This window comes from Nocardia sp. NPDC050175 (assembly GCF_044459885.1).
Classification (GTDB): Bacteria; Actinomycetota; Actinomycetes; order Mycobacteriales; family Mycobacteriaceae; genus Nocardia.
In genome coordinates this window covers 145898-168547 of record NZ_JBITJI010000005.1, presented here as the reverse complement: position 1 = coordinate 168547, position 22650 = coordinate 145898, and the positions used below count along the sequence as shown (strand labels likewise).

Annotated in this window: 26 protein-coding genes; 14 read left to right on the top strand and 12 right to left on the bottom strand. The window is 66.4% G+C overall.

Annotation, left to right across the window (positions count from 1 at the left end; translation table 11 throughout):
- Positions 1 to 5: 5 nt before the first annotated feature.
- Positions 6 to 563 (top strand): hypothetical protein, encoded by a 558-nt coding sequence (locus ACIBK2_RS18530; protein WP_396968756.1) that lies wholly within the window; start codon positions 6 to 8, stop codon positions 561 to 563.
- A gap of 214 nt (positions 564 to 777) precedes the next feature.
- Here the strand turns inward: ACIBK2_RS18530 and ACIBK2_RS18525 are convergent, their stop codons facing one another.
- The gene (locus ACIBK2_RS18525; RefSeq protein ID WP_396968755.1) at positions 778 to 1191 is read right to left on the bottom strand and encodes a DUF5997 family protein; all 414 of its coding nucleotides are present in this window, start codon (positions 1189 to 1191) and stop codon (positions 778 to 780) included.
- Positions 1192 to 1227: 36 nt separating this feature from the next.
- On the opposite strand from ACIBK2_RS18525, the gene ACIBK2_RS18520 reads away from it, so the two are divergent.
- Positions 1228 to 2169, top strand: coding sequence for a LysR family transcriptional regulator (locus ACIBK2_RS18520; protein ID WP_396968754.1), 942 nt, complete (start codon positions 1228 to 1230; stop codon positions 2167 to 2169).
- A 238-nt stretch (positions 2170 to 2407) separates the two neighbouring features.
- Here the strand turns inward: ACIBK2_RS18520 and ACIBK2_RS18515 are convergent, their stop codons facing one another.
- Entirely contained in the window at positions 2408 to 2740 is a 333-nt protein-coding gene (locus ACIBK2_RS18515; RefSeq protein ID WP_396968753.1) for a hypothetical protein, read from the bottom strand.
- Between the two features lie 138 nt (positions 2741 to 2878).
- Complete coding sequence (locus ACIBK2_RS18510) at positions 2879 to 3148, bottom strand: DUF2631 domain-containing protein (RefSeq protein ID WP_357378463.1); 270 nt, start codon at positions 3146 to 3148, stop codon at positions 2879 to 2881.
- A gap of 153 nt (positions 3149 to 3301) precedes the next feature.
- On the opposite strand from ACIBK2_RS18510, the gene dxr reads away from it, so the two are divergent.
- The 6 genes from dxr (at position 3302) to ACIBK2_RS18480 (ending at position 10926) form a co-directional block, all read left to right on the top strand.
- Entirely contained in the window at positions 3302 to 4441 is a 1140-nt protein-coding gene (gene dxr / locus ACIBK2_RS18505) for a 1-deoxy-D-xylulose-5-phosphate reductoisomerase (protein ID WP_396968752.1), read from the top strand.
- Positions 4442 to 4629: 188 nt separating this feature from the next.
- Positions 4630 to 5823: a M50 family metallopeptidase gene (locus ACIBK2_RS18500; protein ID WP_396968751.1), complete on the top strand. Its 1194-nt coding sequence runs from the start codon at positions 4630 to 4632 to the stop codon at positions 5821 to 5823.
- 224 nt (positions 5824 to 6047) lie between these two features.
- A complete protein-coding gene (locus ACIBK2_RS18495; RefSeq protein WP_396968750.1) occupies positions 6048 to 6647 on the top strand; it encodes a hypothetical protein in 600 nt (199 codons plus the stop codon).
- Between the two features lie 246 nt (positions 6648 to 6893).
- Positions 6894 to 8051: a flavodoxin-dependent (E)-4-hydroxy-3-methylbut-2-enyl-diphosphate synthase gene (gene ispG, locus ACIBK2_RS18490; RefSeq protein ID WP_396968749.1), complete on the top strand. Its 1158-nt coding sequence runs from the start codon at positions 6894 to 6896 to the stop codon at positions 8049 to 8051.
- A 111-nt stretch (positions 8052 to 8162) separates the two neighbouring features.
- Positions 8163 to 9029 carry a GNAT family N-acetyltransferase gene (locus ACIBK2_RS18485; RefSeq protein ID WP_396968748.1) on the top strand — a complete coding sequence of 289 codons (867 nt, stop codon included), beginning with the start codon at positions 8163 to 8165 and terminating at the stop codon, positions 9027 to 9029.
- Positions 9030 to 9117: 88 nt separating this feature from the next.
- Positions 9118 to 10926, top strand: coding sequence for a penicillin-binding transpeptidase domain-containing protein (locus ACIBK2_RS18480; RefSeq protein WP_396968747.1), 1809 nt, complete (start codon positions 9118 to 9120; stop codon positions 10924 to 10926).
- Here ACIBK2_RS18480 and ACIBK2_RS18475 read toward each other — a convergent pair.
- From ACIBK2_RS18475 to ACIBK2_RS18450, 6 genes are all read right to left on the bottom strand, one after another.
- Entirely contained in the window at positions 10920 to 11078 is a 159-nt protein-coding gene (locus ACIBK2_RS18475; RefSeq protein ID WP_379284663.1) for a hypothetical protein, read from the bottom strand. The two genes, ACIBK2_RS18480 and ACIBK2_RS18475, sit on opposite strands and share 7 nt — an antisense overlap.
- 347 nt (positions 11079 to 11425) lie before the next feature.
- On the bottom strand, positions 11426 to 11926 hold the full coding sequence (locus tag ACIBK2_RS18470) for a peroxynitrite isomerase (RefSeq protein WP_396968746.1): 501 nt from the start codon (positions 11924 to 11926) through the stop codon (positions 11426 to 11428).
- A gap of 193 nt (positions 11927 to 12119) precedes the next feature.
- A complete protein-coding gene (locus ACIBK2_RS18465; RefSeq protein ID WP_396968745.1) occupies positions 12120 to 12317 on the bottom strand; it encodes a hypothetical protein in 198 nt (65 codons plus the stop codon).
- A gap of 145 nt (positions 12318 to 12462) precedes the next feature.
- The gene (locus ACIBK2_RS18460) at positions 12463 to 12939 is read right to left on the bottom strand and encodes a hypothetical protein (protein ID WP_396969220.1); all 477 of its coding nucleotides are present in this window, start codon (positions 12937 to 12939) and stop codon (positions 12463 to 12465) included.
- A gap of 25 nt (positions 12940 to 12964) precedes the next feature.
- Positions 12965 to 14017 carry a MerR family transcriptional regulator gene (locus ACIBK2_RS18455; RefSeq protein WP_396968744.1) on the bottom strand — a complete coding sequence of 351 codons (1053 nt, stop codon included), beginning with the start codon at positions 14015 to 14017 and terminating at the stop codon, positions 12965 to 12967.
- 42 nt (positions 14018 to 14059) lie between these two features.
- Entirely contained in the window at positions 14060 to 14389 is a 330-nt protein-coding gene (locus tag ACIBK2_RS18450) for a winged helix-turn-helix transcriptional regulator (protein ID WP_396968743.1), read from the bottom strand.
- 72 nt (positions 14390 to 14461) lie between these two features.
- Here ACIBK2_RS18450 and ACIBK2_RS18445 point away from each other — a divergent pair, with 72 nt between their 5' ends.
- The 3 genes from ACIBK2_RS18445 (at position 14462) to ACIBK2_RS18435 (ending at position 16955) form a co-directional block, all read left to right on the top strand.
- Positions 14462 to 15214, top strand: coding sequence for an SDR family oxidoreductase (locus ACIBK2_RS18445; protein WP_396968742.1), 753 nt, complete (start codon positions 14462 to 14464; stop codon positions 15212 to 15214).
- A gap of 106 nt (positions 15215 to 15320) precedes the next feature.
- Complete coding sequence (locus tag ACIBK2_RS18440; RefSeq protein ID WP_396968741.1) at positions 15321 to 16256, top strand: phosphotransferase family protein; 936 nt, start codon at positions 15321 to 15323, stop codon at positions 16254 to 16256.
- Positions 16257 to 16511: 255 nt separating this feature from the next.
- Positions 16512 to 16955, top strand: a complete 444-nt coding sequence (locus tag ACIBK2_RS18435; protein ID WP_396968740.1) for a DUF4254 domain-containing protein — start codon at positions 16512 to 16514, stop codon at positions 16953 to 16955.
- A 1-nt stretch (position 16956) separates the two neighbouring features.
- On the opposite strand, the gene ACIBK2_RS18430 is transcribed toward ACIBK2_RS18435, so the two are convergent.
- Both ACIBK2_RS18430 and ACIBK2_RS18425 read right to left on the bottom strand, forming a co-directional pair.
- Entirely contained in the window at positions 16957 to 17457 is a 501-nt protein-coding gene (locus ACIBK2_RS18430) for a hypothetical protein (protein ID WP_396968739.1), read from the bottom strand.
- Between the two features lie 92 nt (positions 17458 to 17549).
- Positions 17550 to 18932, bottom strand: a complete 1383-nt coding sequence (locus ACIBK2_RS18425) for an APC family permease (RefSeq protein WP_396968738.1) — start codon at positions 18930 to 18932, stop codon at positions 17550 to 17552.
- Between the two features lie 210 nt (positions 18933 to 19142).
- On the opposite strand from ACIBK2_RS18425, the gene ACIBK2_RS18420 reads away from it, so the two are divergent.
- Both ACIBK2_RS18420 and ACIBK2_RS18415 read left to right on the top strand, forming a co-directional pair.
- Positions 19143 to 19958 (top strand): ABC transporter permease, encoded by an 816-nt coding sequence (locus ACIBK2_RS18420; protein ID WP_396969219.1) that lies wholly within the window; start codon positions 19143 to 19145, stop codon positions 19956 to 19958.
- The gene (locus ACIBK2_RS18415) at positions 19955 to 20785 is read left to right on the top strand and encodes an ABC transporter permease (protein ID WP_396968737.1); all 831 of its coding nucleotides are present in this window, start codon (positions 19955 to 19957) and stop codon (positions 20783 to 20785) included. The genes ACIBK2_RS18420 and ACIBK2_RS18415 overlap by 4 nt, the downstream gene beginning before the upstream one ends.
- Here ACIBK2_RS18415 and ACIBK2_RS18410 read toward each other — a convergent pair.
- Positions 20782 to 21645, bottom strand: coding sequence for a helix-turn-helix domain-containing protein (locus ACIBK2_RS18410; protein ID WP_396968736.1), 864 nt, complete (start codon positions 21643 to 21645; stop codon positions 20782 to 20784). The two genes, ACIBK2_RS18415 and ACIBK2_RS18410, sit on opposite strands and share 4 nt — an antisense overlap.
- A gap of 253 nt (positions 21646 to 21898) precedes the next feature.
- Here ACIBK2_RS18410 and ACIBK2_RS18405 point away from each other — a divergent pair, with 253 nt between their 5' ends.
- Positions 21899 to 22327 (top strand): ribonuclease domain-containing protein, encoded by a 429-nt coding sequence (locus tag ACIBK2_RS18405; RefSeq protein WP_396968735.1) that lies wholly within the window; start codon positions 21899 to 21901, stop codon positions 22325 to 22327.
- Positions 22328 to 22650: the final 323 nt, after the last annotated feature.

The window sequence follows — 22650 nt, the reverse complement described above, 5'->3', positions numbered from 1 at the left end:
GTGTCATGGTGGACGTCACGACGTTCATCAGCGCAGAGGAATTCATCCTCTCCCAGAACCACAGCTCGCCGTCCCGACCTCGCGATCCCTTTGCGCAGCAGTGCTACGCGGAGCTTGTCCAGTCGCTGATCTATTTCGATGAGGTGCTCGTACCGCATCCGACCGCGCTCAATCCGGTTCCAGCCGATTACGGCGACTTTCCTCGAATACTTCGCCATCTCTTCGATCTGCGAATCGCTATGCCGTTGTCGATCGGTCCCAGCGAAGAGCCGGCCCTGGTCACAGCCGAGCGCGCCGCGATGGAGACGCTCAAAACGACCGGCGTCGAGACCAGGCTTCGGTTCATCGACAAGACCCGTCGTGCCGATCGTGAGGTGCAAGAGCGCGGTGGCGGGCAGCGGATGCTGGCGAACATAGCGGCGTGGGCGGACTATCAGTGGGAGAACGTCAGGGTCGAAGGCCATCACCGTGCTCGCATCGGCGGCGCCGATGGTGTGGAACTCGACCCCTTTGGGCAGTGGGCACGGGCATCTTCGTTCGCGATGGAGGGGCAATTCGGCTGAGCCGAACGAGACAGAGACCACGTTGATCGAGGCTGCAGCTTCGGTGGCGGAATTAGTCGGCCCGGGGATACCCATCACCAGGCCGCTCCGTCTCGCTTTGGTCCCCTTCCGGCGATATTCGGGAACTCTGGAGAGCTTGCACCAGAAGTTCCTCTACCGGGAGTTTGTGAGCGGGATGTGAGGAGTCCGAGAGCTTACGAAGGGCGTTCGGCCCCTATGTGCGGTTTTTGGCGGGGCGGTTGGTGGCGGCGCGGCGGTCGGCTTCCTTGGCGGCGATTCGCTCGTTTTCCTTGAGGACTTCGGCGTAGTTTTCGCGTTCGCGGATCAGCCATTCCGGCGGGTCGGCCAGGAGGGTGGCGATTTCGTCGGCGGTGAGGGCGTCGGAGACTTCGGCGCGGGAGAGGCCGGAGTTGGAGACGCCTAGTTTGCGGGCGGTGATGTCGCGGGGGAAGGGGCCGGTGCGGCGGAGGTCGGTGAGCCACTCCGGCGGGGCGGTGCGGAGGGCGTCGAGGTCGGCGCGGGAGAGCGGGGTGTTGCGGAAGGATTCCGGGGCCGCGGGCAGGTAGATGCCGAGCTTGTTGGCTGCGGTCAGGGGCTTCATCATCTGGGGGTTCGGGTCCGGGCTCACCGAGACAGCCTATCGGGTGGCGATATGGTTCCTGGCATGAGCCGGTTGGAGTCGATTGATGTCGTGCGGCTGCGGTGGTTTGTCGCGGTTGCCGAGGAGCTGCATTTTGCGCGGGCGGCGAAGGGGTTGAACATTGCGCGGCAGCGGTTGAGTCAGACGGTGATCGAATTGGAGGAGGAGCTGGGGACGAAGCTGTTCGTGCCCGGGGCTCAGCCGACCCAGCTGACTGCAGAGGGGGAGCAGCTGCTGGAGGAGGCGCGGGAGTTGATCGCGCGGGCGGCGGAGGCGGCTGTCGACGAGACGCCGGAGGGGCCTGCCGCGTTGCGGGTCGGGTTCGTGCCAGGGGTGACGGTGTCCAAGTGGACGCGGATCTGGAGTGAACGTTTTCCGGATACGTCGCTCGAGGTGGTCGCGGTGCCGATGGGGGAGCAGGAAGCGGCGTTGCGGGAGGGGCGGGTCGATCTGTGCTTTGTTCGGCTGCCGATCGATCGGGACGGGATGAGTGCGATTCCGCTCTATCGGGAGTTGCCGGTGGTGGTGGTGCCGAAGGATCATCCGATCTCGGTGTTCGAGCAGGTGAGCATGGCGGAGCTGGCCGACGAGCGGATGCAGGATGCCTCCGACATCGACACCGTCGAGGGTGCTATCGAGCTTGTCGCGGCCGGTGTGGGCGTTGCCGTGGTTCCGCACTCGATCGCTCGACTGCACGCACGTCGCGACCTCGTATATCGCACCGTCACCGATGTCGCGAGCACCGAGATCTCCTTGGCGTGGCCGACTGATCGGACGAGTGATTTGGTCGAGGATTTCGTGGGGGTTGTGCGAGGTCGTTCCGAACGGAGTTCTCGGTCGCCCGCTGCTCGCGCCAAAACTCCTGAGCCGCAGAAGAAGTCGGCGGCGAAGCGAACCGGTGGACGGCCGAGTCCGGCAAGGAATTCGGTCGCCAAGAAGAAGCCCGCGAAGCGTCGCGGGCGTTAGTTCCTGGTCTAAGGAACTAGACCGTCTCGACAGTCCGGTTGAAAACGTTCCTGGACGGGCGGGGGCAACCGGATCCGGTCCGTGGAGCGGAACATGACTGCGGCACAACAAAAGTGCGATCATGGCCCGCTCGACGGCGTCAGATCAGCCTGAATACCGTTCGGCCGCAACATCATCGAGCCGTATCTGAACGGCGTCGGTTATGGAAGAGCCGAAACCGGTTCGCCTACAGGAGAGTTCAGCTGTTGGCTCCGCAGACACGGTTGAGCTGGTCGGTGACGGGGTCCAAGTCGGTGACGTTGTCATCGGCCAGCGCGTTGGCGTAGGCGATGATGACGTCCTTCTCGGCTTGCTCGCCACCACTCGCGGCGATGGACAGCAGCGTGACGTGCAGCGCCTTCGCAACGGTGTCCTCCAGAACCCCGTTCGGAGATCCGGCAATGGCCTTGTTGATCGCGTCGACGGCGCGGCCACAGGTCTCGGACTGGGCGTGGGCCGGAGCGGCGGGCAGCAGCAACAGCGAACCGACGGCGCTGGCGGTCAGCAGCGCGGCGGCGAAAATCTTGGGCATAACATCCTCACGGTCTGGTCAGCAGCGAAGGTCCGCGACCCGAATCGGGTCGCGGACCTCTCGACGCAAAACCGTACTAGACCGTTCGGTCTGGTGAAAGCCGATACGTTTCAGGGCATTCGGCTGGCGCCGACCCGACTAGCGCGGCTTGCGGCGCAGGAACGAGTCCCGGACCAGGATGCCGACGATGGCGAGCGCGAAGCCGACCAGGAAGATGTCCTCGACATGTCCCTTGTGGTTGCCGATGACCATCGCGACCAGGATGAACGCCACGATCCAGCCGGCGGCGCGGAAGGTGCGGGGCGATTCACCGCTCCACCCCCACGCGGCGGACGGAACCTCGGCGGTGTCCACGTGAGTGACGATGGCGCGCTCGGTGCTGGCGGGTTCGAGTTCCGTGGCGGCCACGATTCGCTCCTTAGCTGGTTCGGGATGGACTACTACTCGATATCGTGACATACGACGGTGCGTCGTTGTAAGTCGGGACACGCCGCTCGGGCGACGGTGGGCGCCGGGGCGGGTAAGCATCGGGCCCGTTTTCTGGTGCGCCACAATGAACCCGTGTCCGACATCGTGAGAGTCCTGCTCCTCGGCAGTACCGGATCCATCGGTACCCAAGCGCTCGAGGTGATCGCCGCCAACCCCGACCGGTTCGAGGTGGTCGGCCTGGCCGCGCGCGGCGGCAATACCGAGCTGCTTGCCGCGCAGATCGCGGCCACCGGGACCCGCAATGTCGCGGTCGCCGACCCGAAAGCCGCGCAGCAGCTGGGCATTCCGCTGGCGGGGCCGGACGCGGCCACCGAACTGGTCCGCCGCACCGAGGCCGATGTCGTGCTCAACGCGCTGGTCGGCTCGCTCGGCCTGGAACCGACCCTGGCCACCCTGCAGTCGGGCACCCGGCTCGCGCTGGCGAACAAGGAATCGCTGGTGGCGGGCGGCTCGCTGGTCACCCGCGCCGCGGCGCCCGGCCAGATCGTGCCGGTCGATTCGGAACATTCCGCGCTGGCCCAGTGCCTGCGCGGCGGTCGCGCCGAGGAGGTGGACCGGCTGGTGCTCACCGCCTCGGGCGGCCCGTTCCGCGGCTGGACCGCCGAGATGCTGGAATCGGTGAATCCCGCTGAGGCCAAGACGCATCCGACCTGGTCGATGGGCCCGATGAACACGCTGAACTCGGCGTCGCTGGTCAACAAGGGCCTGGAGCTGATCGAAACGCACCTGCTGTTCGGCATTCCCTACGACCGCATCGACGTCACCGTGCACCCGCAGTCGATCGTGCACTCGATGGTCACCTTCACCGACGGCTCCACCCTCGCCCAGGCCAGCCCGCCGGACATGAAACTGCCCATCGCGCTGGCCCTCGGCTGGCCCGACCGGGTCCCCGGCGCCGCGCTGGCCTGCGACTTCGGCACCGCCGCCACCTGGACCTTCGAACCGGTCGACAACGAGGTCTTCCCGGCCATCGACCTGGCCCGCCAGGCCGGCGAGGCGGGCGGCAGCGTCACCGCCGTCTACAACGCCGCCAACGAGGTTGCGGTACAAGCCTTCCTGGACGGAGCCATCCGCTTCCCCGGCATCGTCCGCACCGTGGCCGCCGCCGTCGAGGCCGCCGATCAGTGGCACACCGAACCGAACTCCCTCGAAGAGGTACTCGCCGCCGACAGCTGGGCTCGCCAGTTCGCCCGGGCGCGGGTGGTCGCCTAACCCGCCTCGGACTCGCCCGCCGACCACCGCCTGGCACACTGAACACGCAGGCCCGGGAGAGGTCCGGTTACTGTGGTCGGGGTGCTCGCGGCCGTGACGGGATGTGCGGGTCCAGGTTTGTGGGCGGCCGATCCGGCGGTCGCACTTCATCAAGGCGAGCTGCGCTATGCAGGAGGGCTGCTAAACACATGGTCTACGCGTTGGGGTTCGTGCTGTTCGCGCTAGGCATCACGATTTCGATCGCGTTGCATGAGTGCGGGCACATGTGGACCGCTCAGGCCACTGGCATGAAGGTGCGGCGGTACTTCATCGGTTTCGGGCCGAAGGTGTTCTCGTTCCGGCGCGGTGAGACCGAGTACGGCCTCAAGGCGCTGCCGCTGGGCGGGTTCTGTGACATCGCGGGCATGACCGCCCTGGACGAGCTGGAGCCGGAAGAGCTCGACCGCGCCATGTACCGGCAGGCGACGTGGAAACGACTCGTGGTGATGTCGGGCGGCATCGCGATGAACTTCGTGCTCGGCTTCGTTCTCATTGTGATCATGGCGGTCGGCTGGGGGCTGCCGCTGTTGACCGAGCCGCCGGTGAAGGTCGGTGCACTGCAATGCGTGTCCGACGACAACCCCGATCTCTCCCTGCAGCCGTGTTCGGGCGTCGGCCCGGCGCAGCAAGCGGGATTGCAGCTCGGTGACACCATCACCGCCGTGAACGGCAAGTCTGTCGATACTTGGTCCGATTTCACCGCCGAGACCCGGAAAGCGACCGGGGAGATCACCTACACGGTGGACCGCGGCGGGCAGCAGCTGAGTTTCCATGTGAATCCCCAGCAGGTGGTGCGCCATACCGAGGCAGGGGACAAGCTCCAGGTCAGCGCGGTCGGCATCATCCGTGATCTGCCGAAGAGTCCCGATTACAACGTGCTGACTGCTATCCCGGCGTCGCTGTCCTTCACCGGTGACCTCACCGTCCGCACCGTGCAATCGCTCGCGCAGATGCCCGCGAAAGTAGCGTCGCTGTGGACCGCGGTGACCGGTGGTGAACGCGACGCGGATACTCCGATGAGTGTCTACGGCGCAAGCCGAATCGGCGGTGAGACGGCTGAGCGTGGGCTCTGGGGGGTGTTCATCCTGGTGCTGGCCAGCCTGAACTTCTTCCTCGGCGCCTTCAATATCCTCCCGCTGCTTCCGCTCGACGGCGGACACATCGCCGTGGTGATCTACGAGAAGATCCGCGACGTGTTCCGTCGCTGGCGCGGTCTCGCACCGGGCGCACCGGTCAATTACCTGAAGCTGCTGCCCGCCACCTACGTGGTCGTGGTCATCGGTGGTGCGTACATGCTGCTCACCCTCGCCGCGGACATCGTCAATCCGATCAAACTGTTCTGACGCTGGTAGCGACATTTGGCAGTCCATTCGGAAATGGCAGTCGACGGCGCTTACCCGAACCGGACGAATCGCCTAGGCTGATCACGAGGCACCGAGACCGAAGGGAGTCGGTTGAGGGTGGACAGTTCAAATAGATCGACTGGATAAGACTGCGCTGTTCAGTCGGATTTCATGACAACCGTCGCCTCGCGAATGTTTGCATGTCTATTCGAAGGGGAATGAAGTTGCGAATTCGGAAACTTGCGTCCGTTGTGTCGCTGGCCGTGGTGTTGACGGCAGGCCTGAGCGCCGCGGGGATCGGCGCCGCCGCCGCGGCAACGCCGGAACGGGTAGACGCTGCTACAGCTGCGAAAGACGCTGTCGTGCAGGTCATCGAGGCACGCGAGGTGGCGTTGCAGACCGATGCCGCCCGCCTCGACACCGCACAACTGTCCAGTGTCGACACCGAAATGGGCTTGCAGCTGGTGTCGGTGCCGATCGCATATTCCGAAGGGAACGGTGGGGTCGTCAAGTTTATTGTCGAAGGCTCTCGCGTATTGAGTTACGTCGAGAAGCAGGTGCGTAATCTCGATGGCGGATCGCGTCTGGTCAGTACTTGGCAGGACGGATCGCTGCTGTCCAGTGGTCCCGTTCGGACAATCGGCGGTGACCCGTTCACCGATTGCCTCGAAGGACAGGCGGCGCGCGGCGCCATCGCGAAATGGGCGCTGCAGAAGTGCTACAGCGGCACCTTGATTTCGCCCGCGCAGGGCGCGGCATGCCTGCTCGGACTCGGCGTCACCCGACAGCAGATCGAACAGTGCCAGCAACTTTCGATGGCGTGACATAACACAGTGCGAAATGCTGCCGCACGCAACGACGTCCGCTACCGCGTCGTTGCGTGCGGCAGCTTCGTGTTCGCTCCGGGCGGGGGTCCGGCCCGGCTGTTCGCCCGGTGACGCGGTACCCTGTCGCCGGCACTTGGGGGACAGCACGTTGTCGTGGGCGTCACAGGGTGGTCGTTCGGCGTGCGCGACTAAGCTCGGAAGGCGAACGGCCCACAATGTATGTACGAAAGTAGGCAGCCGGAAGTGACCAGCACAATCGGATTGGGGATGCCCGCCGCACCTGCGGCCGTTCTCGCTCCTCGACGCAAGACTCGCCAGTTGAAGGTGGGCAATGTCGGGGTCGGAAGTGATCACCCGATCTCCGTGCAGTCGATGACCACCACCAAGACCCACGACATCAACGCCACCCTGCAGCAGATCGCGGAGCTCACCGCGTCCGGCTGCGACATAGTCCGGGTGGCCTGCCCGCGTCAGGAAGACGCGGACGCGCTGGCGACCATCGCGCGCAAGAGCCAGATCCCCGTCATCGCCGACATCCACTTCCAGCCGCGCTACATCTTCGCGGCCATCGACGCCGGTTGCGCCGCGGTGCGGGTGAACCCGGGCAACATCAAGGAATTCGACGGCCGGGTCGGCGAGGTCGCCAAGGCCGCGGCCGCGGCGGGCATCCCGATCCGCATCGGCGTCAATGCCGGTTCGCTGGACAAGCGGATGCTGGAGAAGTACGGCAAGGCCACTCCGGAGGCGCTGGTGGAATCCGCGCTGTGGGAGGCGAGCCTGTTCGAGGACCACGGCTTCGGCGACATCAAGATCTCGGTCAAGCACAACGACCCGGTGATCATGGTGGAGGCCTACCGCCAGCTGGCCGCGCGCAGTGACTACCCGCTGCACCTCGGCGTGACCGAGGCGGGCCCGGCGTTCCAGGGCACCATCAAGTCCGCAGTGGCGTTCGGTGCGCTGCTGTCGGAGGGCATCGGCGACACCATCCGCGTCTCGCTGTCCGCGCCGCCCGCCGAGGAGATCAAGGTCGGCGATCAGATCCTGCAGTCGCTGAACCTGCGCCCGCGCAAGCTCGAGATCGTGTCCTGCCCGTCGTGTGGCCGCGCCCAGGTGGACGTGTACAGCCTCGCGAACGCGGTCAGTGCCGGTCTGGAGGGCATGGAGGTGCCGTTGCGGGTGGCCGTGATGGGTTGCGTCGTGAACGGGCCCGGCGAGGCACGGGAGGCGGACCTCGGTGTCGCGTCCGGCAACGGTAAGGGCCAGATCTTCGTCAAGGGCGAGGTCATCAAGACCGTGCCGGAGGCGATGATCGTGGAAACCCTGATCGAGGAGGCGCTGCGCATCGCCGAGCAGATGGGCGTGGAAGCGGGCGCGGGCGAACCGGTCGTCACGGTCGGCTGACGCCGTTCATGGACGGTAGCCGGACTTCGTCTGGTTCAGTTGAACACTCTGCGAACTGTTGCGTTCGGCATAGCCGTACCACATCGCCGATTTTCGTGGCAGGCTAACAACGTGCGGAGTCTGCTGGAGCCGACGCGCAGGGCGAAATACGTCCCCGCGCGCCAGCTCGCGAACCGGGACCTGGGACAGGTCCTCCGAGTGCTGGATGCCGATCCGGTGGCCTCGTGCATGGTCGCCGCCCGGCTCCAGGAATTCGGCCTGGACACCACCAGGTGTGGGCAGGGCGAACTGTGGAGTCGAGGCGGCCCGTCGGAGTCGCTGTGTTTCTCGGGTGCGAACCTGGTCCCGCTGCGCGGTGACCACGACGCGCTGCGGGCGTTCGCGGACCGCGCGTTGCGTTGGCCGCGGATCGCCTCGTCGGTGGTCGGACGCCGTGAACTGGCGTTACCGCTGTGGGAGATGCTGGCCGACCACTGGGGCCCGGAGCGGGAACTGCGCGGCGAACAGCCGCTGCTCGCCCTCGCCCAACCGCCGCTGGTCGCCCCCGACCCGAATGTCCGGCGAGTGCGACCCGACGAACTCGAACGCTACCTCTGCGCCGCGATCGCCATGTTCATCGAAGAGGTCGGCGTCGATCCCAGAGCAGGCGACGGCGGTCGAGGTTACCGCCGCCGCATTCAGAGCCTGATCGAATCCGGCCGCGCCTGGGCACGTTTCGAGGACGGCGAGGTCGTCTTCAAGGCCGAGGTCGGGTCGTTGTCCCGGCGCACCGGCCAGATCCAGGGCGTCTGGGTGCATCCCGAACATCGCGGCACCGGACTCGGCACCGTCGGCACGGCCGCCATCGCCAATGCGGTGGTGGCGTCCGGTCGCACCGCGAGCCTGTACGTGAACGACTACAACGAAGTCGCGCGCCGCGCGTACGGCCGAGTCGGCTTCCAGCAGATCGCTACTTTCGCCACCATCCTGCTCGACTGAGCGCGCCCACGCTGAAAGCTGTTTCAGTGGAAAGAAACACGGAGCGGCGCGGAGGTTTGCTCAGCGTTGGCTACTACCATCGGTGCCGATGTCGACCAGGACCGATCCGCTGAGGACACCGCTTATTGTCACGCTGGCTGTCGCGATGCTCGCGTTGCCGGCGGCCGGTTGCGCGCGCGGCCCGCAGGGACCGGTGCCCGCGGCGGACGACTTCGTCACGGCGTTCGCGAAGCACGACCTGGCGGCCGCGGCCGACCTCACCAATCAGCCCGAAAAGGCCAGTGCCGCACTGGGTTCCGCGTGGGACCACCTGCAGGCGGAGAAGCTCTCGGCGCACACCGGCTCGGCCAGGGTCAGCGGCGACACCGCGACCGTCGACTACACCTATGAGTGGCACTTGCCCAAGGATCGCACCTGGCGCTACATCGGTCAGTTGCAGATGGGGCGCAGCGGCGGCCGCTGGAAGGTCCGCTGGACCTCGTCGAACATCCACCCCAAGCTCGGCGACACCCAGACGATGTCGCTGCGCGCCAACCCGGCTCCCCGCGCGCGGGTGAACGAGCAGGCGGGCAGCGATGTGCTGGTGCCGGGCAAGGTATCCCGGGTCGCGTTCACCGCGGCGAACGCCGCCGACCCCGGCGCGGTCGCGACCTCGCTGGCGGCGGCACTGAGCCAATTCGACCCGCAGCTCACGCCGGAATCCGTCCGGGACGCGGCCGTCGCCGCCAAGGGCGCGTACACCGTGGCAATGCTCAGCGAGAGCGAATTCGACCAGGTCAGTACCGATCTCATCGGTTTGCCCGGCGTCATGATCACCCCGGAGTGGGATCTGGTGCCCACCGACCGCGCGTTCGCGCCGGACCTGATGGCCCAGATCCGCAAGACGGTGATCGCCGAGGTGGACGGCAAGGCCGGCTGGAGCGTGGTCACCATGAACGCCAACGGCGCCGACACCGACGTGCTCACCGAGGTGCCCTCGCAACCGGCACCGTCGTTCTCGCTCAGCGTGGATCGCAACGTGCAGAACGCCGCGCAACGCGCCGTCGACCTGCGCGAAGAGCAGACGATGCTGGTGGCGATCCGTCCGTCCACCGGCGCGATCCTGGCGATCGCGCAGAACAAGGCGGCCGACCAGGACGGCCCGGTCGCGACCATCGGTCAGTACCCGCCGGGTTCGGTGTTCAAGACGGTGACCGCGGCCGCCGCCATGTCCACCGGACTCGCCACGCCCGACACGGTGCTGCCCTGTCCGAGCCGAATCACCATCGGGGACCGCACGATTCCCAATTACAACCTGTTCACCCTCGGTGACGCACCGATGATCACGGCCTACGAGCGTTCATGCAACACCGCGTTCGCCAACGTGGCCAGCAGACTGCCGAGCGACGCGCTGCACGAGGCCGCCGCGAAACTCGGTGTCGGCCCGAGCTATACGGTCGACGGGCTGCCGACGTTCTCCGGCTCGGTGCCGCCCTCGGATGAGCTGATCCAGCGCACCGAAGACGGCATCGGCCAGGGCAAGGTGGTGGTCAGCCCGCTCGGCATGGCGTTGATGGCGGCCACCGTCGCGCACGGCTCGGTGCCGGTCCCGTACCTGATCGCGGGCCGCGCCACGACGGTCGACGGCGCGGCGCCCGCCCTCGCGCCGCAGGTGAGCACCGGGCTGCGGGCGATGATGCGCAGGGTGGTCACCGGCGGCACCGCCGAGCGGATCGCCGATCAGGGGGAGGTGTACGGAAAAACCGGTGAGGCCGAGGTCGACGGCGGGTCGCACTCGTGGTTCGTCGGCTACCGCGGCGATATCGCGTTCGCGACGTTATTGGTCCGGGGTGGCAGCTCCGACAACGCGGTCGCGGTCAGTCGCGATATGTTCGCCGCGCTGCCACCGGGTTACTGAGCCGCGCGCTCGTGCGCGGCTGCCGGGTTGCTGGACGACGCGGCGTTATCCATGATCACGGCACCGGCGTCGCCGCCGTCGAGGATCTGGACGGTCGCGGCGCCGCCGAGGACGATGGCCACGCTGGCCAGAATTGTGGTGGAACGCTTCATTGTTCGGCTCCCTCAGGGTCAGGGGTGTCGACGGGGGAAGGTTCTAGCTGTTCCGCGCAGGGATGACCGCGCGAAGTTATCTGAAAGTTTGCTGACTTTCGAACCGTAGACCGGGATCGATTCACCGAACAAGCGCGAGTGGCCGATGGCACATGGCAGCAAAAACATGCCGCGGGTCACATTTCGGACGAATCCCGGTGAGAGTACCCCTGAGCGCGTCGGTATTTTCGTGGAATTCGCCGATCACGAAACAACTCCGTGGAACCGGCCGTTCGGCCAGATAATGTTCCGGATCCTGCACCGCTCGGCGGAGGGTGTGCGGATTCTCGCGATCGAGTCGAGTCGAGTCAGTCGGCGCGGCGCAGGGTGGCGGCGAGGTGGTGTTGCAAGGGCTCGCCGACCGCCGCCATGCGCAGGGTGTAATCGATGGTGTCGCCCTTCAGTTGAAAGGTGCGGCCGAGGGCGGTGACGAGTTTGGCAGTGCTGGTGCGGCCGATGCTGGTGGAGTCGAATTCCATGTGCAGCGCGCCGTCGGCGACATTCAGTGCGCCCTCGCATATTTCGGTGATGCCGGTGGGGTGCGCCAAGATCAATTCGACCCGGTCCGGGCTCGGGCAGCGCAGATAGCCGGTTTCGGCGTGCATCGGGCGGCTGCCGTCGGCGGCGCGGGTGCGCTGCCGATAGGTGAGGAACGGGCGGCCGAGATGGCCGAATCGGACTTCTTCCAGGTAATCGAACGACTGGATGGTCGGGTATTCACCGTGCCCGTCGCCGCGCCAGGTGCCGAGCAGCGGCGCCAAGGGGGCGATGTCGGGATGGGGCGCGATGCAGGGTTGGGGTTCGACCACGGCGCACAGCCTAAACCTGTTGGTGCACGGTGGGTTCGTATACTGCCGAATTCGGTGCGTCGCTGAGGTTAGCGTCGCCTGAACGCCAATTGTGTTGTTTGGCAGAAATTCCTGGTCGGCAAGTTCGCGGCTATGGCTGCGCCGATGCGACGAACGGCCCGCACGCCGAGCAGCGCGGGCCGTTCGTGTTCGCTCAGAAGCTGCAGTCGGCGTTGCCACCGCCCTTCAGGATCCAGAGCACCCCGCAGAAGATATCGGCCGACGACGAACCGGTCGGCGGCCCCGCGACAGGGCTGGCCTCGGCCGTTATGGAGACGGGTGCCGCGGCGGCGAGTCCGGCTGGTGCGACGAGCCCGGCGATCATGGCAGCTATCACGACTGTCTTCTTCATCAGGCGTCCCCTTTACGTCGTATGATCCTGTCCACGAGCAGTATTCGGTGGATCAAGTGCAGACGCATGCCCCCAATTACTTGGCCGTGCGGTGCTGCCTGGCAAACGCCGAGCGTGTCAGTACCGAGCGATGCTGGCGCTTCGGCTAGCCACGACCGGTCGGGGCGGAGGCTCGTGGGCGGGTGTCTTGCGCGTGGATCGCTGCTTCGATTTCGTCGACCGCGGTGCGAATCGTGGTGCCGTACGCGGTGTCAGGGAGGGCGTGCAACGTGGCTCTGGCGGCGGCGAGTTCGCGTTGGGCGGCGGTGAAGGAGCTCAGCCTGCGGTAGTTGTCAGCGAGGTTGAGGTGCAGGGACGGGTAGAAGCCTTGGACGTCCAGCGACGAGTGGTATTCCTGAGCGCGGGCGTTGGTCAGCGAATCGGCGGCGTCCAGGGCGCGAATGTCCCAGGTGAGTGCCTCGGCCGCGTCGTCGTGCAGGTCGGCGAGGTAGTGCGCGAGGGTGCAGCGGTGCAGTGGATCGCCCTGTGGGCCAAAGGAATTCCACAGGGCGAGCAGCGCATCGCGAGCCGCGTCGGGTTGACCTTCGCGCCCGAGGGTTATCGCGCGGGTGATGGCGGCCATGGTGTCGTCGGTCACGGTAAAGGGCCTATCTGTTGGCTGGCTGCCAGGTCGGCATGGCCAGGGTGGTGAGGTCGCCGTCGGTGGCGGAGCGCAGGACGACCGGGTGGTCGGCTGCGGAGATGTCGAGCATGAGATCGGGGCCCAGGGCGGTGTGAATCGCGGGGAGCAGGGTCGTGACGTCGAAGTAGAGGTCGATGTCGGAGCCGGTGACCGTGGCGGGCAGGTGGTGTCGGTTGCTGCTGTCGGACACCGTGAGACCGGCGTTGTCTATCTCGAATTTGACTGTGGGGGAGGTGTTTTCGAGGAGCGCCAGCAATGGCAGGCGGGCTGTCAGCACGCGGGTTCGGACCGGTGCCAGACTCGACAAGACCGCTCGATAGTCAGGGAACGGCTCATCGATCAGTTGGCAATGTCGCTCGGCACCGTCGCCGACGAGCAGCAAGCCCTGATCGGTTGGGGCGGCGACGATTTCGTCCAGCCGGCGAAGCCAGCTGATGATCGGCGCGAGATCGGCATCGACGACCACCGACCAGTCACTGCCCTGTCGATCCCGCGACACCACCGTCCGAGTCGAGAGCCGGTAGCGATCGGTGGCGGTGAGCGTCAACGAATTCGCGCTCGCCTCCAGCAAAATGCCCGCGAGAACAGGGATTTCACGATTACCCGCTGCGGCGGACCGCACCTGCTCGAATGCCTCCGCTAACAGTGCGGCAGGCAACGCGACGCGATCATCCAGCGACCCGACCGTGAGTGTCCGCTTGATCTTCGCAGCAACGTTGGCGGCCGTCCGCGCTCGTCGCTGTAGCTCACCGACGTGCTCGTCCAGCAGTCGCTCAGCGCGCTCGACATCGCCGGACAGGATGTCCGAGATGGATTCGAGCGGTACCTCGATCGCCCGCAGGCGACGGATCAACGCCGCCCGTTCCTGCTGAGCCTCGGTGTAATACCGGTACCCGGTGAGCGGATCGACCCGTGCGGGCACCAGCAACCCGCAGTCGTCGTAAAACCGCAGCGCACTCGCCGTGAGCCCACTCGCTCGCGCCAGTACGCCTATCGTGATCAACCCGTCGTCTGCCACCCGGTCATCATGGAGTCTCAGGTAGGCCGAAGGTCAACACGCTCAGTCGGTGAGTGCGGCTTCCCACTTCCGCGACCACTTCCAGACGTCCTGCAGCGCGGTGCCGAGTTCTGTTCCCGCAGTGGTGAGTTCATAGGACTTGTCCGCGTTCTTCACGATCAGCCCCGCACTCTGCAGATGCTGCAGGCGCACCGAAAGCATGCTGGACGAGCAGTTGTCCATCCGCCTGCGCAGTTCGAGGAACCCGAGTGGTCCGGGCGCCAGCTCCCACAGGACGCGCAGGATCCACCGCTGTCCCAGCAGTTCCATCGCGGCCAGTACCGGCGGATCGGCCCGGCCGGTGGGCGGCTTCGCCCCGCTTGCGCTTCTCATTCAGAACTACCATAGTGATTCTGATTTAGAAGCAATCCGCCGGGCCGACGGTCCGTAATCGAGAGGGAAACGGTGGGTCATCCAGCCGGACAGCGAGTCGTTCTGATCACCGGTGCCTCCCGCGGCATCGGCGCCGAAACCGCGCGCATCCTCGCCGCTCGCGGCGACCACGTGATCATCAACTACCGCGAAAAGCTCAGGCGCGCTGAGATACTCGCCGACGAGATCAACGCCGCGGGCGGCAGCGCCTCCACCGCGGGCGCCGACATCTCCGACGAAGCCTCCGCCCGCACCCTCGTCGAAACCATCACCAAGGAATTCGGCCGCCTCGACGTCCTGATCCTCAACGCCTCTGGCGGTCTCGAACGCAACGCCGCCCCCGACTACGCCATGTCGATCAATCGCGACGCCCAAACTCGCCTCGTCGAACTGGCCGTACCCCACCTACCGTCCGGCTCCCGAATCGTCTTCGTCACCAGCCACCAGGCCCACTTCCACGGCCGCAAACCGGTCCCCGCCGAATACGAACCCATCGCCGCCAGCAAACGCGCAGGCGAAAACGCCCTCCGCGCCATGGTTCCCACCCTCACCACCCACGGCATCACCCTGCACACCGTCTCCGGCGACATGATCGACGGCACCATCATCGTCCAACTCCTGGAACGCCGAAACCCCGCCGCCGTCGCCGCCCGCCGCACCCAAGCCACCCTCCCCACCGTCGCCGAATTCGCCACCGCGGTAGCCGACGCCACCACCAGCCCCGCCGAATCCGGCGACACCACATACGTCGGCGGCCCGGACTATCTGGCCGCCCACTCTCACTGACACACCAGACCGGTGTGCAGGATCGCCCTCGATAACGAGGCCGTTCCTTCGAGCGGTCGCGCTTTAATCGGTGGAGACCTGCACGTTCAGGCCCGAGGATGACCGCATGGACTATGGGGATACGGCGTGCCGGATCGAATGGGATCAGCTGCCAGGGGAGGTGCGTGCCGGTATCGAGCGGCAGCTCGGGAGTGAGGTGGTGCGGGCGGACGGGCAGCGGGGTGGGTTCAGTCATGGGATGGCGGCTCGGTTGTTGTTGGACAACGGGTCTCGGGTGTTTGTGAAGACGGTTCGCGGGGACGATGAGCTGGCGGGGATGTATCGGCGGGAGGCGGATGCGGCGGGGCGGTTGCCTGCGGCGGTTCCGGCTGCGCGGTGCCGGTTCGAGGTCGAGCTGGCGGGTTGGTTTGTTGCGGCGTTCGAGGATGTCGAGGGGGCACGGCCGCGGTTGGCGGAGCCGGGGGAGTCGGCGGATGTGCTGCGTACGGTGGGGCTGTTGGCCGAGGTGCTGACGCCGAGTCCGCTGCGGGATGTGCCGGAGTTCGAGGCGGAGTTGGGGTCCGCGTTCGCCGGGTGGCGCGGGTTCGCCGAGATGGGTGTGCCTGAGGATCTGGATGACTGGTCGGTGCGGAATCTCGATCGGTTGGCGGAGTTGGCGGCGGGCTGGGCGGTGGGCGCGCAAGGGGAGACCTTGTTGCACGCGGATCTGAGCCCCGGGAATATGGTGCGGCGGCCGAATGGTGAAGTCGTCGTTGTCGATTGGGCTTGGGCCTGCCGAGGTGCGGCCTGGGTGGATCTGGTGTTGCTCGCCCCGTATTTCGAAGACTGCGGTGTCGATGCGGACCAGATCATCGCCGGCCATCCGGTCACCAAGGACGTCGATCCGGCCGCCATCGACGCGTTCGTGTGTGCGCTGGCGGGGTACTGGGCGGTTGGTTCCCGGCAACCACCACCGCCCCGCTCGCCGCACCTGCGCGCGCATCAAGCGAGATTTGCCCGGCTTGCGCGGGATTGGTTGCGGCGTCGGGTCGGCTGGGCATAGCCGCAGGTGATTACTTCCGAGTGGCAGATTAAGGTGTGGTCACTCGAGGTTTGCCGAGCTCGATCGATGCGGCGGCAGGCTGGTGGGGAGGCGGTTGACCAGCGCGTGTCGGACGAACGGAAGTTGGTGAAATCTACGTGAAGGGGGGAAGTCTCGTTCACGCTATCGATGTGTGCCAGGTGCGGGATGTGCTGCGGCGACGTCACCACCCGAGGGGCGGGGCGTACCGACGCGCGGCCTGGTGGGGGTGCTGAGGTGAACCCGGACCGGACGCTGCCCGCGAAAGATCTGCTGCTCGCCGCCTTCCGCGGCTTCCCGCACGACGACCATCCGATGCTGGAGGCGGCGGGCGAACTGGCCCAGCTGCACCTGGTGCGCGAACGCACCCCGGCCGCCGAGGCGGTCAAGATCGATCAGCGGCGGCTGCAGTTGGTGCGCACCATCGATCGCTGGGTCACCTTGGCGACCCCGGTCCCGGAGATCGCCGCACCCGAGCACACCGAAACCGTCGGCAGAATGGTGGACCGGCTCGCCTGCATGACCGCGCAGGCGTTCGCCGCGCTGGCCTTCGCCCCGGAGGCGGTCTTCTACGACGCCTGGGTGCAGATCGAGGAGATGGCCGACGGCTACCAGGACCTCATCGAGGATCTGCGCATCGGCATCCGGCGGCTACCGGACGACCCGTACGACCGCTGGTGACTTACTTTCCGCGCCCGAACAGCCGGAACGACCGATTCCGGCGCTGCGGCAGGGTGGCGTAGACCATGGTCATATCGGCGAACACCTCCGCCTCCCGCTCCCGATCGACCCCGAATTCGCTGCGCCCGAGCACATGCTCGACCGACTGCGGCGAAATCGAGGGCAGCATCAGGGTCAGCGTCGGCGGCACCGGTGTGCGGCGATCGGCCTCCTGCGTGCCATGACCGAGCAGCATGTGCCCCACCTCGTGCAGGATGATGTGATCGGCGTTGCGATCGGTCGCGTCGCCGTCGTAGACGATGAGATCGTCGTGTTTGCGCGCGACCCACAGACCGCCTCCGCCGCAACCGATCTCGTTCACCAGCGCCTTGGACGCGGTGTGCAGGCTGATGGAGCGGCCACGGTGTGCGGCAACGGCGGCGAGGTAGGCGGTCAGATTCCACGGATTGGGGAGGGGCACGGTCCGGGTCGCGTCACCGAAACGAGCTTCCATGCTGGTCATCTCCGCACACATTACTCACAGGGTTGCGCGTAGTCACCTACCGATCCGGACTTCCTAGACATGGGAATTGTCTCGTCCGACAACAAGATCCACTACTCGGCGGGCGGTTCCGCCGCCGGGGGCTCGGCGTGCAGGTACCGGATCAGCAGCTGATTCACGCCCCACAGCACGACGCCGATGGCGAGCAGGATCCCCGCGATCGTGTACTGCTGCGGATTGCGATCGGTCCACGGAGTCACCAGGAATCCGCAGGTCAACGCGCCGATCACCGGCAACGCCGTCGGTGTGTGGAAGTGCTCGTGTTCCACCCGATCTCGACGCAAGACCAGCACCGTGACATTCACGATCGTGAACACCGCGAGCAGCAGCAGCGCGGTGGTGCCGCCGAGTTCGGGCACCTCGCTGACGAAGGCGATCAGGAACAGCGCGAGCAGCGTGGTGAACAGGATCGCGATGTACGGCGTGCGCCGACCGGAATGCACCCGCCCGAGTGCCCGCGGCAATACGCCCTGCTTGGCCATGCCGTAGAGCAGGCGACTGGCCATCAGCATGTTGATCAGCGCGGTGTTGGCGACCGCGATCATGCTGATGTACGCGAAGACATGCGTCGGGAACGACGGCCAGCCCACCCGCACCACCTGCAGCAACGGCGTGTCACCCTGGCTGAGTTCGGGCACCGGCACCAACGCGACCGCGGTGATCGACACCAGCACGTAGACGACGACGGTGACGGTCAGCCCGGCCAGCAGCACCTTCGGAAAGATCCGGCTCGGCTGCTTGCACTCCTCGGCCATATTGACCGAGTCCTCGAAGCCGACCATCGCGTAGAAGGCCAGGGTGGTGGCCGCGATGACACCGCCGACCGCGGTCCGGTCGCCGGTGTCGAATTCGGTGATCCGGCCGAAATCGCCGTCACCGGCCCCGAGTGCCCAGCAGCCGATCCCGATGACGATCAGCAGCCCGGTCAGCTCGACGCAGGTGAGCACCACATTCAGCTTCACGCCCTCGCTGACGCCACGCAGATTGATCACCGCGATCACCGCCATGAACGCCAGCGCGATCACCGTCACCACGATGCCCGTGCCGATATCGAGGTTGAAGGCCTCGGCGAAGTTGGCCGCGAAGGCCCGGGACGCGGTCGAGGCCGAGGTGATCCCGGAGCACATCACCGCGAACGCGACCATGAACGTGAAGAATTGGATGCCGAACGCTTTGTGCGTGTAGAGGGCGGCGCCCGCGGCATTCGGGTATTTGGTGACCAGTTCCAGGTAGCTCATCGCGGTGACCAGCGCGACCAGGAAGGACACCACGAACGGCACCCACACCGCGCCGCCGACCTCGTGCGCCACCTTGCCGGTGAGGGCGTAGACCGAGGAGCCGAGGATGTCGCCGATGATGAACAGCAGCAGCAACCACGGGCCCATCACCCGCTTCAGCTCCGTCTCCGCTTCCCGCTGTGCGGTGACGTCGGCCATGTGGTCCCCTCCCACGATGTTTCGCAACAGATCGTTGAAGTACCCCGAATAGTCGAAAATAGTCGACCGCCCCGTACTTCCGGCGCGAAACCACCGACCCGATGAACCGAACCGGACGCTATCTCGGTATCTCCCAGGACAGCCGCGACATGCGGACAAGTGCCGGGTCCCGGCAACCGGCGCGGATATCCGCAGGATGAGAGCGTGCAGATGAGCCTGCTGACGGTGCCGTCGCGGCCGCGGATCGGCGCGGTCGGGCAATGGTGGGTGCTCACCTGCCGACTGATCCGGCCGTCGTGGCGCAACGGGGAATTGGTGACCGCCGTCGTCGCGCCCACCGTGTTCACCCTCGGGTTCTATGTGCCGCTGAACCTGGTGATGAGCGTGTACGGGCACGGACTCAGCAGCTACGCACAGTTCCTGATGCCGATGATCGTGATGCAGGCGGTGGCCTTCTGTGCGACCTCGGCCGCGTTCCGGGCGGCCAGCGACGCCAAGGACGGGCTCACCATCCGATTCGGATCGATGCCGATGCCCGCCGCGGCACCGCTGGCGGCCCGGATCACCGCCGCCATGTACCGCGCGGCGATCTCGTTGGCCGTCGCGGTGCTGTGCGGCCGGGTGATCGGTGTCGAGTTCTACGGGAGCTGGTGGGAGACAACGGGATTTGTGGCGTTCGCGTTGCTGGTGGCGTTGGCGCTGTGCCTGGGCGCGGACCTGATCGGCAGCCTGGCCAAGAGTCCCGAGGCGATCACGCAGGTACTCATCTTTCCGCAGTTGATCCTCGGCCTGGTGTCCACCGGTCTTGCGCCCGCGCGCCAATTCCCGCCCTGGCTACAGGGTTTCGCTCGCAATCAGCCGGTATCGCAGTTCGTGTACGGGCTGCGTGCGCTGGCCGGTGATCCGAGTGGCAACGCGGGAGTCGTCGGCTGGCCGGTGCTCGGGCCCGGCTTGGCCTGGGCGACAGGGATACTCGTGGTGTTCGGGGTGCTCGGCGCGGTGGTCGCCGTGCGGAGGTCGGAATGACCAGGACGGACAACCACATCGCGGCCGCGAACCTGCCGCTGGTGTACGGCAAGACCGAGACCTGGCGGCTGCTGGTGCCGCAGACCGTCATTCAGACCAGGCGGTTGCTACTGCGGTGGTGGCGTGACCCGTTGACGATGGTGCAGTCGCTGGTTTTCCCGGCGTTGCTGCTGATCGTGTTGAATACTGTGCTCGGCAAGCAGATTTCGACGTTCTCCGGCGCGAGTGCGCTGTACGGCTCGGTGCCGATGGTGGCGCTGGTCGGAGTGATGTCGGGGTCGCTGGCCGGCGCGATCACGCTCGGCCGCGAACGCGATCAGGGCCTGCTGGCCCGACTGTGGGTGCTGCCGGTGCATCGCGCGTCCGGGCTTGCCTCGCGAATCCTCGCCGAGGGCGTCCGAATCCTGTTGTGCACCATGGTGTTGTTCGCGGTGGGTATGGCACTCGGCTTCCGGTTCGAGCAGGGCGTGCTCGCCGGTATCGCCCTGTTCGGTGTGCCGCTGCTGTACGGGCTCGGCTTCGCGACGCTGGTCACCGCCGTCGCGGTATTCAGCGCGAAAACCGCACTGGTGGAGGCGGTTTCGCTCGGATCGTCGATCATGATGTTCTTCAGCACCGGATTCGTGCCGCTGACCGCGTATCCGCGCTGGGCCAAACCGATCGTCGCGCATCAGCCGATGACCTACGCGATCGATGCGATGCGCGGGCTGTCGCTGGGCGGGGCGGTCCGCGCTCCGCTGCTGGCCACCATCGCGTGGTCGGTCGGCGCGATCGTGGTGTTCGCGGTGCCCGCGGCCGTCGGTTACCGGCGGGCCAGCCGGAGCTAGCGGCCCATCCGCGCCGCGGCCTCTATGATCATCTCCGCGGAGTCGCGCGGGCTCAGCGCCATCGCGCGCAACTGATCGAAAATCACGCCGAAGCGCCGGATCTCGGGATGACCCTCGATCAGCTCGTCGCCCGCGATGCCCTCCACGTACACCAACTCCGGATCGGCCGGGTCGTGGAAATCCAGCAGCGTGAACGAACCCGCCATGCCGGGATGGGCGCCCGCGTCGAACGGCAGGATCTGCAGAATCACGTTCTTACGCTTGGTTTCCTGTAGTAGCCGATCCAACTGGCCGTGCATCACGGCGGGCCCGCCGACGGTGCGCCGGATCGCCGCCTCGTCCATCACCACCCACAGCTCGAGCGGCTCCTCCTTGGTCAGATTGGCGGCCCGATCCATCCTGGCGCGCGCCCGGTCCTCCATGATCGCCGCCTCCACCTTCGGCATCGAGGTGTCGATCACCGCCGTCGCGTACTCCATCGTCTGCAAAAGCCCTGGGATGGTGGAGGTCTGATAATGCCGCGCGGACAACGCCTCGGCCTCGAAGTTGATGTACGCCGCGTACACCTCCGACACACTGCCCTCGTACGCCCGCGACATACCCGGCTTCAGCGCGTCGGACAGCAACTCCATCGCGTCGTCGCGCTGCTCCTCGCTCACCGCGTACAGATCGAGCATCGCCTGGAGGGTGCGCCGCTGCGGCCGCGCCTGCGCCGTCTCGATCCGATACAACGTGGTGACGTTGATCCCGGTCTGCGCACTCACCTCCTCTTTACTGAGCGAGGCGTGTTCGCGCATCTCGTGCAGCATCGCGGCCAACCGGCGCAATCGCACGGTCAGCACGGTGCGCTTGCCTGCCATGACACCATCCCTTCGATCCACGCACTCGGCACGCACTATCGCGTTCGCGCCTGGGGGAGAGCCCGCGTGCGGCGGCAAATATGCGACCACGGGCGCGTTCGTAGGACGAAAGCGTACGCTGTCGAACCCGCCGGGTTCCAAGGTTTCCGGTTCCAGGATCGGCGGTTCCCCCGAAAGGATCGGCACCAAGGCTTCACGGATCGGAAACCTGCGGAAACCTGGTGTTCCACTTGGGCCCGTAGGTTCACGCGGTATGACTGGGGCGGGTTCGACCTCGAAGCGGTTCGTGCACATTCTCGCTGTCGTCGCGGCGGTGTTGTCGATGGTCCTCGGACTGTCGACGGGTGCGCAGGAGCATTCGCCGAGGTCGGTGCGGGGTGAGGCGGTCACGCTGGTCAGCGCCGCCGTTCCGCAGCGGGCCTGGGACACGCTGGCGCGGATCGACGCGGGCACCTGGCCGCCGAACGACGGGTCCGGCACCAAAGGTGGTGGGACCTGGTCGAATCGGGAGGGGACGCTGCCGAGTACCGATGCGTCGGGGCGGCGGATCGCGTATCAGGAGTGGGACGTCAATATCAAGAAGCCGGGGCAGAACCGCGATGCCGAACGCATCGTCACCGGCAACGATCGATCTGCCTGGTACACCGGCGATCACTACGTCTCGTTCACCCGAATGCGCTGAGCGGGAATCAGACTAGGGCGCTGTTCGCAACCCGCCTTGACATGTTTCGCGGCGGCGACCGCCGCCTTCGCGGCCGGTAAGCAACCGGTCGGCATCCCTTCCGACGCATACTGATCCGCTATCAGGACTCGCGACCGGCGCGCCGCGACCACGCCCGCGCCCACATGCGAAGTAGGCTCTCGCATCGCCCGAGGTCATCGGCGACGCCCCTGTTCACCAGGCGCTGAAGCTGTTGTCCAGCTGAGAAACCGAGCGCCTGAAGGTGCGCTTACAGACGAGTCGCAGCAATGCAGACGCACTCTTGCGTTCTTGCATCGGTAAGT

Coding starts and splice junctions, on each gene's coding strand:
- ACIBK2_RS18530 (WP_396968756.1), top strand. CDS start 6: ATGGTGGACGTCACGACGTTCATCAGCGCAGAGGAATTCATCCTCTCC.
- ACIBK2_RS18520 (WP_396968754.1), top strand. CDS start 1,228: ATGAGCCGGTTGGAGTCGATTGATGTCGTGCGGCTGCGGTGGTTTGTC.
- ACIBK2_RS18515 (WP_396968753.1), bottom strand. CDS start 2,740: ATGCCCAAGATTTTCGCCGCCGCGCTGCTGACCGCCAGCGCCGTCGGT.
- ACIBK2_RS18500 (WP_396968751.1), top strand. CDS start 4,630: ATGGTCTACGCGTTGGGGTTCGTGCTGTTCGCGCTAGGCATCACGATT.
- ACIBK2_RS18480 (WP_396968747.1), top strand. CDS start 9,118: ATGTCGACCAGGACCGATCCGCTGAGGACACCGCTTATTGTCACGCTG.
- ACIBK2_RS18475 (WP_379284663.1), bottom strand. CDS start 11,078: ATGAAGCGTTCCACCACAATTCTGGCCAGCGTGGCCATCGTCCTCGGC.
- ACIBK2_RS18465 (WP_396968745.1), bottom strand. CDS start 12,317: ATGAAGAAGACAGTCGTGATAGCTGCCATGATCGCCGGGCTCGTCGCA.
- ACIBK2_RS18460 (WP_396969220.1), bottom strand. CDS start 12,939: ATGGCCGCCATCACCCGCGCGATAACCCTCGGGCGCGAAGGTCAACCC.
- ACIBK2_RS18450 (WP_396968743.1), bottom strand. CDS start 14,389: ATGAGAAGCGCAAGCGGGGCGAAGCCGCCCACCGGCCGGGCCGATCCG.
- ACIBK2_RS18440 (WP_396968741.1), top strand. CDS start 15,321: ATGGACTATGGGGATACGGCGTGCCGGATCGAATGGGATCAGCTGCCA.
- ACIBK2_RS18430 (WP_396968739.1), bottom strand. CDS start 17,457: ATGACCAGCATGGAAGCTCGTTTCGGTGACGCGACCCGGACCGTGCCC.
- ACIBK2_RS18425 (WP_396968738.1), bottom strand. CDS start 18,932: ATGGCCGACGTCACCGCACAGCGGGAAGCGGAGACGGAGCTGAAGCGG.
- ACIBK2_RS18420 (WP_396969219.1), top strand. CDS start 19,143: ATGAGCCTGCTGACGGTGCCGTCGCGGCCGCGGATCGGCGCGGTCGGG.
- ACIBK2_RS18415 (WP_396968737.1), top strand. CDS start 19,955: ATGACCAGGACGGACAACCACATCGCGGCCGCGAACCTGCCGCTGGTG.
- ACIBK2_RS18410 (WP_396968736.1), bottom strand. CDS start 21,645: ATGGCAGGCAAGCGCACCGTGCTGACCGTGCGATTGCGCCGGTTGGCC.
- ACIBK2_RS18405 (WP_396968735.1), top strand. CDS start 21,899: ATGACTGGGGCGGGTTCGACCTCGAAGCGGTTCGTGCACATTCTCGCT.